Raw genomic sequence first — 18,173 nt, forward strand, 5'->3', positions numbered from 1 at the left:
TAGTAGATTTTTAAAAGTTGTTTTTAAATTTACAGGAATTACAACTTAAACTATAATATTTTAAATTATGAAACTATCTATTGTAACCTCTTTACTTTTTTGCTGCGTTTGTTTTGGACAGAATAATACAGACAACAGTTTGTATATGAAGTCGGACAAAATTACTTATTTATCAGATATCGGCTCAGATTCAGGGGATTTATATAAAACGATTGGACATCACGGGCCAGCGGTTGAAAACGAGTGGATGGCGTTGCGAATTTACTTTAGCGATAAAGTAGCAATCGACGTTTATTCTAAAGCAAAACCAGGTTTAGAATTAAGAAAAGCAAATTGGTATCCAACACCAGAACAGCAAAAAGAAGGTTGGGGAGCCGATTATTATAAAGTAGCGTCAACTGTTGGTTTAGGAGGTGTAAAACTTTGGGATGGAGAGAAATTAGTGCCTTTAAATCCAGTAACCAATCGTTTGGCAAGAGTTGGAAAAACAGATACCACTTCTTGGATGGAAATGATTTCAAGAGGCGTGCCTTACAAAGGAAAAAAAGTGGATATTCTAGTTCGTGTAACTGTATTTTCTGGTAAAAGAGAAGCAAAAGTGGAAGCAGTTTCTTTAACTGGAGAAAAAGTACAATTTGCAACGGGAGTGAATTACTTTAAAGATTCGGCAACGAAAAAAGGAGCGAATTATATCGCAGTTTGGGGAAAACATCCAGAAGACGTTGCTGCCGAAATTGTTGAAGTTGGAGGAGCAATCAAGTACAACCCAAAAGATTTTGAAAAAAATACAGATGATGGAACACAGTATTTGTTGATTTCAAAACCTGCAAAAAACATAGAAACAACCATTTTATCTTCATGTGCAAGAGAAACAGAACTAAACACTTTAGATAAATTGGAAGCATACATTAAAAAATAATTGAATTATCCTTTAAGCAAGGACGCGGATTAAACGGATTTACTTCGTAAAGGCGCGGATAAAAACGGATAATCTATTTATACTTTTTAAAAGATTAATAAAAAATCCGTTTTTATCCGCGTTTTCGCGTTAGCGAATCTGTTTAATCCGCGTCTGATTTTACAGGTTTTCTATTTTTAAAAATAGGAGAAATAACGGATAATCATAAAATTAAAAACAAAATAAATGTTTAGAATATCGGCTATATTAGTACTACTACTTTCTTTATATTCCTGCAAATCACAGCAGAACACTAAAAAAGAAGTTCAGATTGCTTTTATAGCTGATGCTCATTTACAGGATATTTTTGCCCAATTTGAAGACAGCAACTATCGCGGAATTCCCAATCCGGTAACGGGCGAATATGCCAATATCCGAACAATGAATTCACAGTTGCATTCTACGAGAATTTTCAATGAAAATTATTTCGCTTTTTTAGAAGCTTTGAATGATATTGTTAAAAAAGGTATCAAACACGTGGTGCTTCCAGGCGATTTCAGCGATGACGGACAACCTGTTCACGTTCGCGGATTGCGAAAAATTCTCAATGAATATTCCCAAAAACACGGACTTTCTTTTTATGTGACTACAGGAAATCATGATGTTGTACGACCATTTTCTCAAGATGCTGTTAAAACTGATTTTTTAGGAAAAAACGGAAAAGAACAGATTATCAGCAGTTCTGTAAACAACTTCAACAAAAATAAAAGCGAACTAGAACCGATAATTACTGCTGATATAAAAAATTGGGGTTACAAAGAAACTATAAACGAAATGCGTGATTTTGGTTTCTTTCCAAAGAAAACCGATTTATATTGGGAAACTCCATTTTCTAATTACAGGTATGAAAATTACAATTTTGAAGAAGCTCAAAAAGAATCCGATTTAGAAAAAAGAACGTATCTAATAAAAAATACTAATTTGTATCTGCCCGATGCCAGTTATTTGGTAGAACCAATTAAAGGAATTTGGCTTTTGGCAATAGATGCAAATGCGTATGTTCCGAATGAGAAATTATCAGGAAAACCAAATGATCCACATGATTTTTCGGGAGCGAACACGGGTTACAATAACGTTCTGATTTATAAAAACCATCTTTTAAATTGGGTGAAAAAAGTTGCCGAGGAAGCGAAACAAAAAGGGAAAATACTGATTGCTTTCAGTCATTATCCAATGATTGATTTCAATGATGATGCTTCGCCAGAATTAAAACAGCTTTTCGGCGCCAATAAAATGCAATTGCAAAGAGTTCCCGATGAAGAAGTCGCACAACAATTTGCAGATGCCGGAATTCAGGTTCATTTTGGAGGCCACATGCATATTAACGATACTGGCGTAAGAACATCTGCAAAAGGAAATACGTTGTTTAATATTCAGACTCCTTCGCTTGCCGCGTATATGCCAGCTTATAAAATATTGACCATTCATTCTAATTCTGATTTGGAAGTCGAAACTATTGTAATTAGCAAAGTCAATAAATTCAACAGTTTGTTTCCTTTTTACGAAGAAGAATATGCTCATTTAAAAGAAATTGATAGTAAAGACATTTGGCAGAAAGAAATTCTGAATGCCAAAGATTATGAAGAATTTACCAATTGGCATTTAAAAGAATTGGTGCGTTTACGATTCCTGCCTGAAGATTTTCCAGCCGATTTTTTAAAATCGATTGTGAATCTTTCAGGAAAAGATTTATTGCTGATGAATTCTAATGCTGTAGATATTGATTCCGTTTTGAAATCCAATTCTTTCACTATTTCTGATTTTGAATCATGGAATGGTTTTGATATGATTTTCGATTTTTACCGCTTAAAAAGCGCCGATGAACTGGCCTTTTCAAAAATTGGAAAGCAAAGATTAAAAGAATATGAATTGATCTGCAGGCAGTTAAAAAAATCAGATGATCCAAAACTGGTTTTATGGGCAGAAATAATCTACAAAACCATGAATGGCGAGCCTTCAGACCATTTTAAAATTGATTTGAAAAATAACAAAATTGATAATTTATCTGTTAAATAATTTTGATATTTATTAAATCAAAAAGATTAAATTGCATTTATAATTTATTTCCATGAAACCAAAATACCCTATATTATTTTTATTTATTGCCTTTTTTTATAATTCTTATTCACAGAATATAAAATTTACGCATTATAATGATAATAATGGGTTGTCTCATAATTCGGTACGTCATATTGTACAGGACAAAAAAGGTTTCATGTGGTTTGGAACGTTCTCTGGATTAAATCGTTTTGACGGTTATCAATTCAAAAACTACATGAGTTCTACACCTGGAAAAAATAAATTATACAATGACGATATCACAGCTTTAGAACTGGACGAAAAAGCCAATCAATTATGGATTGGAACCCGAAAAGGATTGACGCTTTTTCAGATGGATACCCATGTTTTTACTACTTTTTTTCATAAGAAAGGCGATCCAAACAGCCTTCCAGATGATGAAGTGAGATCAGTTCATGTAGATAAATTCAACAGAGTTTGGGTAGGTACTAAGACCAAAGGAGCCTATTTATTTTCTCTGAAAGAAAACCGATTTGATAAAATTAAGCTTAAAGGTTTTGATTACGTTAAAGAAATTTTCGAAGATAAAAAAGGCAATGTCTGGGTGGGAAGCTACGAAAAGTCAGGTGTGGCCAAAATTACAATGGACACAAAAGGCGCGATTGTAAGGATTAACAGCTATACACTTTCTGTTCCAAATTCGAGCATCAAAAATCCATACATCAACTTTATTTACGAAGATGCCAAGTCGGATATTTTTATTGGTACTCGCGAAGGATTGTATAAACTAGATAAAGCCAGAAACCAATTTGTTAATTTATATATTGATAACAAACAGGTTAGAGGAGCTTTAGGCCCTTATTTTCTATCCGTTGCACAAGCCCCTGACGGAAAATACTGGGTTGGAACTTTGGGCGGATTATTGGTCTGCGATCAGCTGGAAGACATTCAAAGTGGCAATTACAAATGGTATTATTCAATTTTGTCTGATGATACTTCGCTTGTCGATAATTTAATTGCATCCCTTTATTTTGATAAATCCGGAGTCTTATGGATTGGAACTGAAGATGGTTTGGACAAATACGATCCGTATGAAAATCAGTTTACTTTAAACAAAGATATTTCACGTTCTATTGGCAATCAGGCACCTAGAATTCGTGGTTTTGCTAAGACTTACGATGAAAAAGTAATTGTGGCGACCTATCATAACGGCCTTTATATTTCGAATATTAAAGGCTCAACTCCTTTACACAATACTGGAAAAGATATCGCCAGTATTTATTCTGATGACGGAAGAATTTTCTATTGCGGTTTGTGGGACGGAAACATTCTGGTGTACAATTACATGAATAACTCTTCGAGGGAAATAAAGGCAGGATTTGAAAAATCGCCTGTTTTTGCTTTTCGAAAAATTGCAGAGGATAAAATAATTGTGGGGTCTTTTGGAGAAGGAGCTGTAATTCTAAATACTAAAACACTCCAAGTAGAAACTTCGAGTAAACTTTTACCTGATTTTCAGATTAATGCTATCGAGAGAGATGCTAAAAACAATGTATGGTTTGCGACTGAAACCGGAGTTGTAAAGTACAATATTACTTCAGGAAAAATAGAAACGTATTCATCACTTTTTGTCAAAGAAAAAGGAGTACCTCATGATGAAAATGTTAGTGATGTTTTAGTAGATGTAAAAGGAAAAATCTGGGCTTCAACGCGTTTCGGATTGTGTCTGTTTAATCCGAAAAAGAATGAATTTGAGCCTGTAAAAAATTTAAAAGAACTTTCAGGAAAATGGATTACCGATATTTTATCTGATGCCAATGGAAATCTTTGGCTCAATATCAATAATAATAATATTGCTTTTGTAAAATCTAATCTAAAAGATATCAGTATTTATCATGTAAACAGCGGTAACAGACTAGATGTTTTTAGTTCAAGTGGTTTCTTCTATTTTAATAATTCTAATATTTTTCTGGGAGGTAAAAACGGAATTATTTCTTTTTCGCCACCGGCAATGAAAAGAAACAATTGGTCGCCATTGCCTGTGATTTCTGAGTTTAAAATTCAGAATGAAGAGGTCTTTCCTGAAATGGAAATCAATGGAGAAATTCCGCTTTCAAAAGATCTGAATTATGGAAAAGAAATAGAATTAAGCCATAAAAACCGAAATTTTTCTCTTCAGTTTTCGGCTCCGTCTTTTGCAAATGAAAAACTAAATAAGTTTCAATACATGTTGGAAGGTTTTGATAAACATTGGATTACGGCAAACAGTACTTCGAGAATTGTTCAATATACCAACCTTTATCCGGGAAATTATACTTTTAAAATCAGATCGAGCAACAGCGATGGATATTGGAGTAAAACGGTTTCGTATAAAATAAAAATTCTGCCTCCTTTCTGGCTTACACCAACATCGTTTTTGATGTTTTTTGCGATTTTGTTTGGGATTTTTTATTTTATTAGAAAAGAAATCAAAAACCGTATTCGTTTAAAGCAAGAACTGCTTACGGAGAAAGTAAACAGAGAACACGACATCAAACTGAACAACGAAAAACTCCGTTTTTTTACGAATATTTCGCACGAATTAAGAACGCCGTTAACATTGATTTTAGGCCCTGCCAAACAGCTTTTAGATGAAAGCAGTAATGCAACGGATTATGAAAAAAGCAGATACAATTTAATTTATCAAAATGCCAGCAGATTATTGAATCTGGTAAATCAGGTTTTGGATTTTAGAAAAGCACAATCAGGAGAATTGAAACTGAAAGTGACTAAAACGGATATTCTCGCGTATTCTAAAAACATCTTTGATTCCTTTAAGGAAATGGCTTATAATAAAAAGATTAAGCTCAATTTTATTACCGAAGATGATGAAATAAACGGCTGGTTGGACAATGATAAATACGATAAGATTCTGTACAACCTTTTATCGAATGCTTTAAAATTTACCAACAAAAACGGAAACGTAGATTTGGATGTAAGATTGAAAGACACGGTTGAGGATATTTTAGTGATTGAAGTAACGGATGACGGAATTGGAATCCCCGTAAAAAGTCAAGAGAAAATTTTTAAACGATTTTATCAGGCAACCAACAGTAAAGCCAACAATACTGGATCTGGGATTGGTTTGTCTTTGGTAAAATCTTTAGTTGCCATTCATAAAGGAACTATTTCGGTCGAAAGCACTCCAGGAAAAGGAAGTACTTTTAGAGTTGAAATTCCAATTGACCGTGACTCTTACGAGCATAAAGAAGTATTCGAATACGCTCTTAAAAACGATAACCTGAGTATGCTTATTCCGGAAAAAGCGGCGAAGAAAATTATTCAAAACACCGATTTAAAAGAAAAAATACTAGTAATCGAAGACAATAACGAACTCAGAAAATATCTAGTGGATTATTTGTCTGATTATTACAAGGTTTATGAGGCCGAAAATGGTCAGGAAGGTTTAAAAATCTGCCGACAAATAAAACCAATCTTATGCGTTACAGATGTCATGATGCCAATTATGGACGGATTGGAATTCTGCCGTGAACTTAAAAACGATGAATTCATTAGTCATATTCCGGTTGTAATGCTGACGGCTCTTTCTGAAAACATGGATAAAGTAAAAGGCTATGACACAGGAGCTGATGGTTATTTGGTAAAACCTTTTGAGCCTTTATTGCTGAAAACGGTTATCGAAAACATGATTAAATCGAGATTAGAACTGAAACAGAAATTCTCTGGCGAAGTGGAAAGCAAAGTCAGTATGCTGACGCATTCTCCAATCGATGAAGAATTTATGGAAAAAGTGACTAATCTAATCAATGATAATTTAAGTGAAGTCGATCTTTCAACTGATTTTCTGTGCGATAAATTGGGCGTAAGTTCTTCGAAATTATATAGAAAAATCAAAGAATTAACAGATTTGGCGCCCAACGAATTTATTAGAACGATTCGTTTAAAAAAATCAGCAGAACTGCTTAAAACAAAGAAATACAATGTTTCAGAAGTAACGAATTTAGTCGGGTTTAATGATCCGCTGTATTTTAGTAGATGTTTTAAAAAGCAGTTTGGTTTTCCTCCTAGTAAAATTATTAATTAGGTTTTTTCGCCACAGATTAAGAGGATTTAAAAGATTTTTTTTCGCCACGGATTCACGAATTTTCACTTATATAGAGGATTTTTTCTTTGTGTTAAATTGAACGAATTATAACATAGCCAGTGGTTTCAACCACGGGAACACAACGTATATTTACAACGCATATTCGTAGTCTAATTTTTTGTAATCTGCCGCAATGTCCCTGTGGTTGAAACCATAGGCTATATCTATTAACAGAATCTATAAAGATTCGTGCAATTCCCCTCAAAGTTTAAAGTTTCTACAGGAAAGTGAAAATTCGTGAATTCGTGGCTAAAAAACGATGAGATTAAAGCAGGCAAAAAAACAATACAATAGCTTTTTTAACCAAATAAAACGTAAAAATCCTACAATAATCAGAATTATCCATGTTTTTGATGTATTAATCCATTTTGAAAGGAATATGTAATTCTATTTTTGTGTTAGTAACTTTTAACTATTAACCATTATGAAAAAGCATATAGACACAGACAATCCGTTGAAAAATTTAGATGAGTGGGAAGATGATTTGTTAATGCGATATCCTGATCCTTCTGAAGAAAATGAAGAGGTAAAAGAAAAGCAGAAAGAAGAATTCAGGAATTATGTCGATTCAGAAAGAGTAGAAACGGTTAAGGAGTTTTACAGAATTAACCATACCTATCAAACTTATGACTTTGTATGCAGTAAAGAACAAGAATTTCTGCAATTTAATAGAAAAGAAATGTCAATCTGGGAAGCTGTTGAGTTTTTGAACACACTTGTAGACGACAGCGACCCAGATATTGACTTAGATCAGACACAACACCTTTTACAGACTTCAGAGGCCATTCGTGCCGATGGTCATCCGGATTGGTTTGTACTTACAGGTTTTATCCATGATTTAGGTAAAGTTTTATGTTTGTTTGGAGAACCGCAATGGGCTGTGGTTGGAGATACATTTCCAGTAGGCTGTGCGTATTCAGATAAAATTGTATATTCAGAATTCTTTAAAGAAAATCCAGATTATACAGACGAGAGATTCAATACCAAACTAGGAATCTACACCCAAAACTGCGGATTGGATAAGGTAAAAATGAGCTGGGGTCATGATGAATATCTGTATCAGATTATGAAAGATTATCTGCCAGATCCAGCTTTGTATATGATTCGTTACCACTCTTTTTATTCTCAGCATAAAGAAAATGCCTATGCACATTTAATGAATGAAAAAGATATCGAAATGTTTGATTGGGTTAGAAAATTCAATCCTTATGATTTGTACACTAAAGCTCCAGTTAAACCAGATGTAAAAGCATTGCTTCCTTATTATAAAGAATTAGTTGCTAAATATTTACCTGAAAAATTGAAGTTTTAAAAGTTTATTTAACCCCATAGAAACATAGATTTTTTTGAGTGTAAGAGTATTAATTAAAAGAAACTAGTTTCCCACACATAGCTATGTTTTTTGTAATAAATGAAATGCCTTTTTATACAAAGAAAAACTATGTTTCTATGTGTTGAAAAAAAATAATTACCAGCTATCTAAAACCAAAATAATGCAGAAAACCAAAATATTTTTTATAAGCCTTTTACTGCTTTTCTCGGCGGGTATTTCGGCTCAGGAAAAAGAACGTAACGATTGGGAAAATCCTGAGGTATTTCAAATTAACAGAGAACCAGCCCGCGCTGCTTTTCTTCCTTATGCAGATGAAACTTCTGCCATAATGGATAAATATGAAAATTCTCCTTGGTATTTTTCTCTAAACGGAACATGGAAATTTTCCTGGTCGCCAACACCAGACGAACGTCCGAAAGATTTTTATAAAACAGATTTCAGTACACTGCATTGGAAAGACCTTCAAGTGCCTTCCAATTGGGAATTAAATGGATATGGTGTGCCAATTTATACCAATATTACATATCCGTTTGAGAAAAATCCGCCTTTCATTAATCATTGGGATAATCCTGTAGGGTCTTATAAAAGAGATTTTGTACTGCCTGAAAACTGGAAAAACCGACATGTTTTTCTTCATTTTGAAGCAGGAACATCGGCTATGTACATTTGGGTAAACGGCGAAAAAGTAGGTTATACTGAAAACACCAAAAGTCCCGCAGAATTTGATATTTCTAAATATTTAAAACCTGGAAAAAACAATCTGGCTGTAGAAGTGTACAGATGGAGCGACGGTTCGTATCTGGAAGATCAGGACATGTGGAGACTTTCCGGAATTGACAGAAATGTTTATTTGTACAGCACCGAAGATGTTCGTGTTTCAGATTTCTTTGCGAAACCGGATTTAGATGCGAAGTATAAAAACGGAAGTTTAAATGTTGATGTGAGTCTAAAAAATCTGACTTCGAAAGCGGTAAACAATCAAAAGCTGGTGGCGAAATTGGTTGATGCTTCTGGTAAAAATGTTTTCAGTAAAGAATTCAATGTCAATTTTGAAGCATCAAAAATTCAGAACATTAATTTTTCTCAGTCTGTTTCAAGCCCAAAATTGTGGAGCAGTGAAACGCCGAATTTATACACTTTACTTTTAACCTTAAAAAATGCAAAAGGAGAAATTGTAGAGACCGTTTCAACACAAATCGGATTCAGAAAAGTAGAATTAAAAGGCGGACAATTATTGGTAAACGGCGTCCGATTGATGGTTCACGGTGTAAATATTCATGAGCATAATCCTGTAACGGGACACTATCAGGATGAGGCTACGATGATGAAAGACATCAAAATGATGAAACAGCTGAATATTAATTCCGTTCGCTGCAGTCATTATCCGAACAATATTTTATGGGTAAAACTATGTAATAAATACGGTTTGTTTTTGGTGGATGAAGCCAATATCGAAAGCCACGGAATGGGAGTAGAAGGGCAACCTCTAATCTGGATGAATCCAAAAACAAATCCAGGACATCTTCCAGAATGGAGAGAAGCACATTTAGACCGAATTTACAGTTTGGTAGAAAGAGATAAAAATATGCCATCGGTCATTATTTGGTCATTAGGAAATGAAAGTGCTAACGGACCTGTTTTCCACGAAGCCTACAAATGGATCAAAAAGAGAGATAATTCCCGTTTGGTTCAATTTGAGCAGGCGAAAGAAAACGAAAATACCGATATCGTCTGCCCAATGTATCCAACAATTGAATACATGAAAGAATATGCGGCAAGAAAAGAAGTGAGTCGTCCGTATATTATGTGTGAGTATTCGCATGCTATGGGAAACAGCAGCGGAAATTTTCAGGAATATTGGGATATCATTCGCGGAAGCAAAAATATGCAGGGTGGATTTATCTGGGATTGGGTAGATCAGGGATTTTATGGAGTTGATGAAGCGGGTCGTAAATATTGGACTTACGGTGGTGATATGGGAAGCCAGAATTATCTAAACGATGAAAATTTCTGCCATAACGGATTAGTTTATCCAGACAGAACACCGCATGTTGGAGCTTTTGAAGTGAAAAAAGTCTATCAGAATATTTTATTCAAAGCAGTTGATATTAAAAACGGCGTAATTGAAATTAATAATGATTTCGGATTTACAAACCTGAATAAATACAACTTTAGATATGAAGTTCTGGAAAATGGTAAAGTGATCAAAGAAGGAACAATCAATGTTGCTTTGGATCCAAAGTCAAAAAAACAGTTTAAGCTTGATTTACCAAAAATAGAATCGAAAGAAGGAACAGAATATTTACTGAATGTTTTTGCTAACACAAAAGAAGGTTCAGAATTATTGCCTAAAAACTTTGAAATTGCCAAAGAACAATTTGTAATTGAAGACAGTAAATATTTCGAAAAATCAGAAAAAGAAAGTACTGCAAAAGTTCAGGACGACAAAGACCATTTTGTGCTGACTTCAGATAATGTTACAGTTAAAATCAGCAAATCGACTGGATTGATTTCGTATTACAGTTTAAAAGGTGAAGAATATTTCAAACAATATCCTGAACCAAATTTCTGGAGAGCGCCAACGGATAATGACATTGGAAATAAAATGCAGATTAGAACCAATGTCTGGAGAACGGCTGGGAAAAATACTTCTCTGGAAAGCATCCAGCAGAAAGAAGAAAACGGCAAAAAATATATCGTTGCGAAATTAAAACTAAATGATGTTGCTTCTGATTATACCATCAAATATGCACTGGGAAACAATGGAGATTTAGAAATACAGGTTGCTTATAAAAAAGGAGCGAATCCAGTTCCGGAATTACCGCGTTTCGGAATGATTTTTACTTTAAAAAATAGCTTAGAAAATCTGGATTATTACGGAAGAGGGCCATTAGAAAATTATCCAGACAGAAAAACAGCATCTTTCAAAGGAATTTATACTAGTAAAGTTGCAGACCAATATGTGCCTTATACACGCCCACAAGAAAATGGATACAAGACGGATATACGCTGGTTTAAATTGTCAAGCAATTCAGGAAATGGCTTGGAAATAAAAGGTCTGCAACCTTTAGGTATAAGTACTCTCAATAATTATCCGAGTGATTTTGACGGAGGAATTTCTAAAAAGAACATTCACTCCAGCGACATCACTCCAAGAAATGAAGTTGTAGTTTGTGTTGACTTAACCCAACGCGGTCTAGGAGGAGACAACAGCTGGGGATTACCGCCTCATGAGCAATATCAATTAACAAAAAGTGAGTATAACTACGGATTTATTATTAAACCAATTTTTTAAAAGTCTTCAGTATTCAGATTTTTAGTGTTCAGTTTTTGCCACAGTTTGTTGATAAAAACAAACTAAACTGATTACTAAAAATCTGACCACTGACCACTTTCGTAAGACTGACCACTAAAAACCTGACCACTGACCACTAACTATTGACCACTAACTATTGACCACTGAATACTAAATAAAATGAGTAACCCTACAAATGGAAGACTAATCTCTTTAGATGTGCTTCGCGGATTTGTTATGTTTTGGATTATGAGCGGTGAACATATTATTCATGCTCTGGCCAAAGCAGCGCCAATTCCTATTTTTATCTGGATGTCTTCACAGCTGCATCATGCAGAATGGAATGGAATTACATTTTATGACATGATTTTTCCTGTCTTTCTATTTGTTGCTGGAGTTTCGATGCCTTTCTCTTTTGAAAAGAAAATGAGTTTGGCGGGAGTAAAAACACCACAAGAATTACCTTCAAGCGAGAAGCGTAAAATCTATTTATCAATGCTAAGAAGAACCTGTATTTTACTGGTTTTAGGATTTATAGTAAATGGATTGCTTCGTTTTGATGGTTTTGATCATACTCGTTTTGCAAGTGTTTTAGGCCGAATCGGATTGGCTTGGTTTTTTGCCGGAATCATCTATTTAAATTTTGATTTCAAGAAACAATTAATCTGGTTTTTCGGAATTTTAATTGGCTATTATGTGGCAATGAAATGGATTCCAGTTCCCGATTTTGGAGCAGGGGTTTTAACCAAAGAAGGTTCACTGGAAGGTTATATTGACCGTTTGTTTTTACCAGGAAGATTACATAGCACCGTTTATGATCCAGAAGGAATATTTTCAACTCTTCCGGCAATTTCAACAGCTTTATTAGGGGTTTTTATTGGAACGTTTCTAAAAGCAAAATGTCCTTTTTCGATAAAAGTAAAACTGCTTTTAATGACTTTAACCGCTGTAGTTCTGATTATTGCAGGATTAATCTGGGATATTAATTTTCCAATCAACAAGCATTTATGGACAAGTTCCTTTGTTTGTTTTGTCGGTGGATTCAGTATTTTATTTTTTGTCTTTTTCTATGTAATAATTGACTTATTAGGGTTTCAAAAATGGGCATTCCCATTGGTTTTAATCGGTTCTAATTCTATTTTGATTTATATCGCTGCCGAAGGTTCTGTAGATTTTAAACATACGGCAGATTATGTTTTTGGCGGACTGATACAATATACATCAATTGCTTGGCAGCCTTTTTTTACAGCTTTGTCGGTGACTGTTGTACAGCTTTTGTTACTCTATTTTTTATATAAAAAGAAATGGTTTCTCAAGATTTGATGCCAATCAAATTTTAAAATACATCTAACTATCTAACCACACAATAACCACACATTATGAATGTATTACAAACCGCAGATTACATTGTATTCTTTATTTACTTTGTCATAGTTACGGCTTATGGAATGTATATTTACAGAAGCAAAAAAACAGCTGCAACCAGTTCCAACGAATATTTCTTAGCCGAAGGTTCACTTACGTGGTGGGCAATCGGAGCTTCGTTGATTGCTTCTAATATTTCAGCAGAACATTTTATTGGTATGAGCGGTTCAGGCTTTGCCATCGGACTTGCGATTGCTTCTTACGAATGGATGTCGGCGGCCACATTAATTATTGTGGCAATGTTTATTTTACCCGTTTATCTTAAAAATAAGATCTTTACCATGCCTCAGTTTCTCGCCAAAAGATACAGCGGGACAGTGAGTACAATTATGGCCATTATCTGGCTGTTGATTTATGTATTTGTCAATCTTACGTCAATCATTTATTTAGGTGCTTTAGCCATTTCGTCTATCGCGCCAGTAAGTTTTCAATTTTGCGTTATTGCGCTGAGTTTATTCTCTGTAATTGTGACTTTAGGCGGTATGAAAGTAATTGGTTATACGGATATGTTTCAGGTTATTGTGCTCATTCTGGGTGGATTAGTGACGACTTATTTGGCTTTGACCTTACTTTCAGATCAATTTGGTTTTGGGAAAGACATTCTAAAAGGACTTGCCATTATTGCTGATGAAGCACCGGGACATTTACATATGATTTTAGATGAATCCAATCCGCATTACAGTGAACTGCCGGGAATGTCGGTTTTGGTTGGAGGTATGTTGATCAATAATCTGGCGTATTGGGGCTGTAATCAGTATATTGTTCAAAGAGCTTTAGGAGCCGATTTGAAGACTGCAAGAAAAGGAATTTTATTTGCTGCTTTCCTAAAATTATTAGTTCCAATTATTGCTGTTTTACCGGGTATTGCCATGTTTGTAATGCATGAAAACGGAATGTTTCAGCAGGAAATGGTGGATGCAGCAGGAGTTTTAAAACCAGATCATGCCTATCCGACTTTAATGAATTTATTGCCTGCGGGATTAAAAGGCGTGGCTTTAGCAGCTTTAACGGCAGCAATTGTGGCTTCTTTAGCAGGAAAAGCCAATAGTATTTCGACTATTTTTTCTTTAGATATTTATAAAAAATATTTCAATTCTCAGGCATCAGAAAAGAAATTGGTACGTACAGGAAGATGGTGCGTTGTCGTTTGTATGATTATTGCTGCTTTTGTAGCGCCGGCTTTAAAATCATTAGATCAGGCGTATCAGTTTATACAAGAATATGTGGGATTCTTTTCGCCAGGAGTTTTGGCTATTTTCTTGTTGGGAATGTTCTGGAAAAAAACAACACCAGCTGCTGGATTGGCAGGCGCATTATTAACAGTGCCACTTGCAGCGATTTTAAAATTCCTGCCAATGTGGACAGAAGGGGCTTTCCCAGATTATCCTTTCTTAGATCGTATGACTATTGTTTTCTTTATCATTGTATTGATAATGGTGGGAATTAGTTTGGCAAAACCAGTTTCTGAAGAGGAGTCTGAAATTCATAAAATAGAAGTAGATAAATCGATGTTCAAAGTATCATCAGAGTTTATTGTTGGTTCTTTTATTATAAGTGGGATATTGGTGGCTTTGTACATTGTTTTCTGGTAGTTTTTGTTTTGCCACGAAGGCACAAAGGCTCAAATATTTATTGCACAGATTATTAAGATTAAAAAGGATTTTTTTTCAAGCAGTCTCGATAGCTATCGGGAGCAGATTTTGGCAGATTAAAGTTGATCTCTTTTAAAAAAGAATCTGCGAAATCTGCTTAAATCTTTTCAAATCTGCGTGAAAAAAATTAGCAATACTATCGCGAATAAAAATTTAAATAATAACTAATGAAAAGAAATTTTGTACTTGTACTGTTTGTTTTTTGCGTTTCCTTAACTGTTTCGGCACAGAAAGTATTTGATGTTAAAAAATACGGCGCTGTTGGAGACGGAAAAACATTAAATACAAAAGCAATCCAAAAAGCAATTGACGCAGCCAATAAAAGTAAAGGAGGAAAAGTTGTTTTTTCGAAAGGAACTTTTTTATCTGGAAGTATTGTTTTAAAAAGTGATGTAGAATTGTTTTTTGAAGAAGGCGCTGTTTTGCTTGGAAGTACCAATCCAGATGATTATCCAAAATATGAAGGAATCAGAGCTTTTATTATAGCGAATGAATCCAAAAATATAGCAGTAAACGGAAAAGGAATTATAGACGGGCAAGGAAGAGATCTGGCTTTGGCAATTGATTCTCTGCACCATACAGGAGTGCGAATTGACCCGAAATATAATTACAGAAGAATGCGTCCTGAAGACGGAAGAGGAAAACTGATTTCGTTTGTTAAATGCGATTCGATTACCATGACTCAAATTACTTTGAAAAATAGTCCGGGCTGGACAATGTGCTTTAGAGCATGTAAAAACATTGTGATTGATTTTATGAAAGTGGAAAGCCGCGCGTATTGGAACAATGACGGAATTGACCTTGATGGCTGTGAAAATGCCCAAATTACCAATTGTAATGTAAATGCTGCAGATGATGGAATCTGTTTGAAATCGGAAGTGCCGGGATTGCATAATAACAATATTTACATTGGAAATTGTACCATTAGATCAAGTGCCAATGCAGTGAAATTTGGAACTGGTTCTTACGGAAGTTTCAAAAACGTAACGATTGAAAATATCAAGGTATTTGATACGTTCAGATCTGCGGTTGCCATTGAATCTGTTGATGGTGCGGAGATTGAAAATATCAAAGTTTCGGATATTACTGCCGTAAATACTGGTAATGCAATCTTGATCCGTTTAGGTCATAGAAATGGAGATAAACCGGGTTATATTAAAAATGTATCAGTTAAAAATGTGAAAGTACAAGTTCCTTTTGGTCGTCCAGATATTGATTACGATATGCGCGGGCCTGAAGTCGATTATTTCCACAATCCGTTTCCAGCTTCAATTGCCGGAATTCCGGGGTATTTAATTGAAAATGTGACTTTAGAAAATATTGAAATCGTTTATCCAGGAAGAGCTTCAAAAGGCATGGCATATCATCCTTTAAGCCGATTGAAAGATGTAAAAGAAAATAGCAACGGTTATCCTGAATTTACTATGTTTGGAGAATTACCATCTTGGGGATTTTATGTGCGTCACGTAAACGGAATCGAAATGAAGAACATCAAACTGATTTTAGATAAAGAAGATTTTCGTCCCGCTTTCGTTTTTGATGATGTAAAAAATCTGACCATGAAAGGAATTGATGTTCCGTTAGATAAAATCAATCAAATTGTTTTTAAAGATGTTTCATCAAGTAATTTGGACAGCGAATCTCTAAAAAGAAAAATCGAACCAGAGCAAAATAAATTTGAATTACCAGCACATTAGTAGTTAGCCACTAAGACGCAAAGACGCAAAGTTTTTTGCCACAGATTATAAATTTTGTTTCACGCAGATCTTGCAGATTTTAGCAGATTTAATTTGATTTCTTAAAAAAAATCTGCAGAATCTGCTAAAATCTGCAAGATCTGCGTGAAACAAAAAAACTTAGTGCCTTTGCGCCTTTGTGGCATAAAAAAAAATTAAAAAATATGAAAAAGAAATCTATAATCGCGCTCATCATTTTCTGCCTTTCGTTAACCGTTTCCGCACAGAAAATTTACGATATTAAAAAATACGGAGCAAAAGGAGACGGAAAAACAAATGATGCAGCAGCTATCCAAAAAGCAATTGATGCCTGCAGTAAAACGGGCGGAAGAGTTTTAATTCCAGCACCTTTTACCTTTTTGGCCGGGCCAATTGATGTAAAATCAAAAGTAGATTTGCATATCGAAGCTGGTGCTAAATTATTAGCAAGTCCTGACGAAAAGCTTTATACCAAAAGTGCTTTCAGAACCAATCCAGGAGAAGGAACAATTTGGATTGGCGGAGAAAATATTGAAGATTTTACCATTAGCGGCAGCGGGAAAATAGATGGAAACGGAATTTCTTTTATGGGTGCAGAAGAAGAGGATGCTTATGTCTTAAAACCGTTCAATGTATTAGACCCAAGACCTCACGTATTGACAATTATTGGCGGAAAAAATATCAGAATTAAAGATGTTCATATCGGAAATTCGGCGTATTGGACAGTTCATTTGATTGGTTGTAATGATGTTGTCATCAGTGGTATTACTTTACTGAATAGTTTGAAAGTCCGCAACAGCGACGGAATCGATTTAGATCATTCAAAAAATGTGAGAATCAGCGATTGTTATATCGAAAGTGGCGACGATTGTATCTGTTTGAAAAATAGAAGGGAGTTTGAAGAATTTGGTGCCTGCGAAAATATTACGGTAACCAATTGTACGATGACCAGCAGCAGCTGTGCCATTAAAATTGGTTCAGAAAATATGGATGCGATTCGACAAGTAGTTTTCAATAATTGTATCATCAAAAATAGCAATCGTGCATTAGGAATTCAAAACCGTGATGAAGGGACAGTAAGCGATGTTATTTTCTCTAACATCATTATCGAAAGCAAATTAAATACCGATACTTGGTGGGGAAAAGCAGAACCAATTTATATAACGGCTTTCAGCAGAGCAAAAGCGAATCATAAAGATGCGAACTGGCGTTTTCCAAAAGGAGCAACAGAAGGAAAAGTAGGCGAGATTAAGAATATTTATTTTTCTAATATTCAATGTACAGGAGAAAACGGTGTTTTTGTAAGCGGAGAATCAAAAGATAAAATCAAGAATATTGTCTTTGATAATGTGAGTGTTTTTATGGACAAAACAACTTCTTTCCCTGGCGGATTATACGACAGACGACCTGCAAATGTAGAAGGTTTTGTAAGAGGAAGTACTTCAGGATTCTATTTTGATACTGCAGAAAGTATCAAAGTTCAGAACTGCACAGTGCAATGGGGTAAAAACAAACCAGATTATTTTAAATATGCAGTTGAAAGTAAAAATGTTGATGTTTTGAAAGTCATCAATTTAGATGGAGAAGCGGCTTTTCCAAATAAGTATGAGGCAGTTAAGAAGTGATCTATTC

At 34.7% G+C, this 18,173-nt stretch carries 9 protein-coding genes; all 9 read left to right on the forward strand.

Features of this window, described 5'->3' with window-relative positions:
• Positions 1-67: 67 nt before the first annotated feature.
• Positions 68-919 (forward strand): DUF4861 family protein, encoded by an 852-nt coding sequence (locus GSY47_RS07210; RefSeq protein ID WP_109194089.1) that lies wholly within the window; start codon positions 68-70, stop codon positions 917-919.
• 225 nt (positions 920-1,144) lie between these two features.
• Positions 1,145-2,974: a metallophosphoesterase family protein gene (locus GSY47_RS07215; protein ID WP_179005145.1), complete on the forward strand. Its 1,830-nt coding sequence runs from the start codon at positions 1,145-1,147 to the stop codon at positions 2,972-2,974.
• A 52-nt stretch (positions 2,975-3,026) separates the two neighbouring features.
• Positions 3,027-7,061, forward strand: coding sequence for a hybrid sensor histidine kinase/response regulator transcription factor (locus GSY47_RS07220; RefSeq protein ID WP_179005147.1), 4,035 nt, complete (start codon positions 3,027-3,029; stop codon positions 7,059-7,061).
• 484 nt (positions 7,062-7,545) lie between these two features.
• The gene (locus tag GSY47_RS07225) at positions 7,546-8,433 is read left to right on the forward strand and encodes an inositol oxygenase family protein (RefSeq protein ID WP_091493158.1); all 888 of its coding nucleotides are present in this window, start codon (positions 7,546-7,548) and stop codon (positions 8,431-8,433) included.
• Between the two features lie 181 nt (positions 8,434-8,614).
• On the forward strand, positions 8,615-11,749 hold the full coding sequence (locus tag GSY47_RS07230) for a glycoside hydrolase family 2 TIM barrel-domain containing protein (RefSeq protein ID WP_179005149.1): 3,135 nt from the start codon (positions 8,615-8,617) through the stop codon (positions 11,747-11,749).
• 180 nt (positions 11,750-11,929) lie between these two features.
• Positions 11,930-13,072 carry an acyltransferase family protein gene (locus tag GSY47_RS07235; RefSeq protein ID WP_179005151.1) on the forward strand — a complete coding sequence of 381 codons (1,143 nt, stop codon included), beginning with the start codon at positions 11,930-11,932 and terminating at the stop codon, positions 13,070-13,072.
• Positions 13,073-13,128: 56 nt separating this feature from the next.
• A complete protein-coding gene (locus tag GSY47_RS07240; RefSeq protein ID WP_219071205.1) occupies positions 13,129-14,766 on the forward strand; it encodes a sodium/sugar symporter in 1,638 nt (545 codons plus the stop codon).
• A 227-nt stretch (positions 14,767-14,993) separates the two neighbouring features.
• Positions 14,994-16,523, forward strand: coding sequence for a glycoside hydrolase family 28 protein (locus GSY47_RS07245; protein ID WP_179005155.1), 1,530 nt, complete (start codon positions 14,994-14,996; stop codon positions 16,521-16,523).
• Positions 16,524-16,726: 203 nt separating this feature from the next.
• Positions 16,727-18,166, forward strand: coding sequence for a glycoside hydrolase family 28 protein (locus tag GSY47_RS07250; protein ID WP_179005157.1), 1,440 nt, complete (start codon positions 16,727-16,729; stop codon positions 18,164-18,166).
• Positions 18,167-18,173 lie beyond the last annotated feature (7 nt).

Source organism: Flavobacterium quisquiliarum, from assembly GCF_019308285.1.
Taxonomy (GTDB): Bacteria; Bacteroidota; Bacteroidia; order Flavobacteriales; family Flavobacteriaceae; genus Flavobacterium; species Flavobacterium quisquiliarum.

Bases quoted from the DNA above. Each gene is read 5' to 3' on its own strand.
- GSY47_RS07220 (WP_179005147.1), top strand. From the start codon at position 3,027: ATGAAACCAAAATACCCTATATTATTTTTATTTATTGCCTTTTTTTAT.
- GSY47_RS07245 (WP_179005155.1), top strand. From the start codon at position 14,994: ATGAAAAGAAATTTTGTACTTGTACTGTTTGTTTTTTGCGTTTCCTTA.
- GSY47_RS07215 (WP_179005145.1), top strand. From the start codon at position 1,145: ATGTTTAGAATATCGGCTATATTAGTACTACTACTTTCTTTATATTCC.
- GSY47_RS07225 (WP_091493158.1), top strand. From the start codon at position 7,546: ATGAAAAAGCATATAGACACAGACAATCCGTTGAAAAATTTAGATGAG.
- GSY47_RS07230 (WP_179005149.1), top strand. From the start codon at position 8,615: ATGCAGAAAACCAAAATATTTTTTATAAGCCTTTTACTGCTTTTCTCG.
- GSY47_RS07210 (WP_109194089.1), top strand. From the start codon at position 68: ATGAAACTATCTATTGTAACCTCTTTACTTTTTTGCTGCGTTTGTTTT.
- GSY47_RS07235 (WP_179005151.1), top strand. From the start codon at position 11,930: ATGAGTAACCCTACAAATGGAAGACTAATCTCTTTAGATGTGCTTCGC.
- GSY47_RS07250 (WP_179005157.1), top strand. From the start codon at position 16,727: ATGAAAAAGAAATCTATAATCGCGCTCATCATTTTCTGCCTTTCGTTA.
- GSY47_RS07240 (WP_219071205.1), top strand. From the start codon at position 13,129: ATGAATGTATTACAAACCGCAGATTACATTGTATTCTTTATTTACTTT.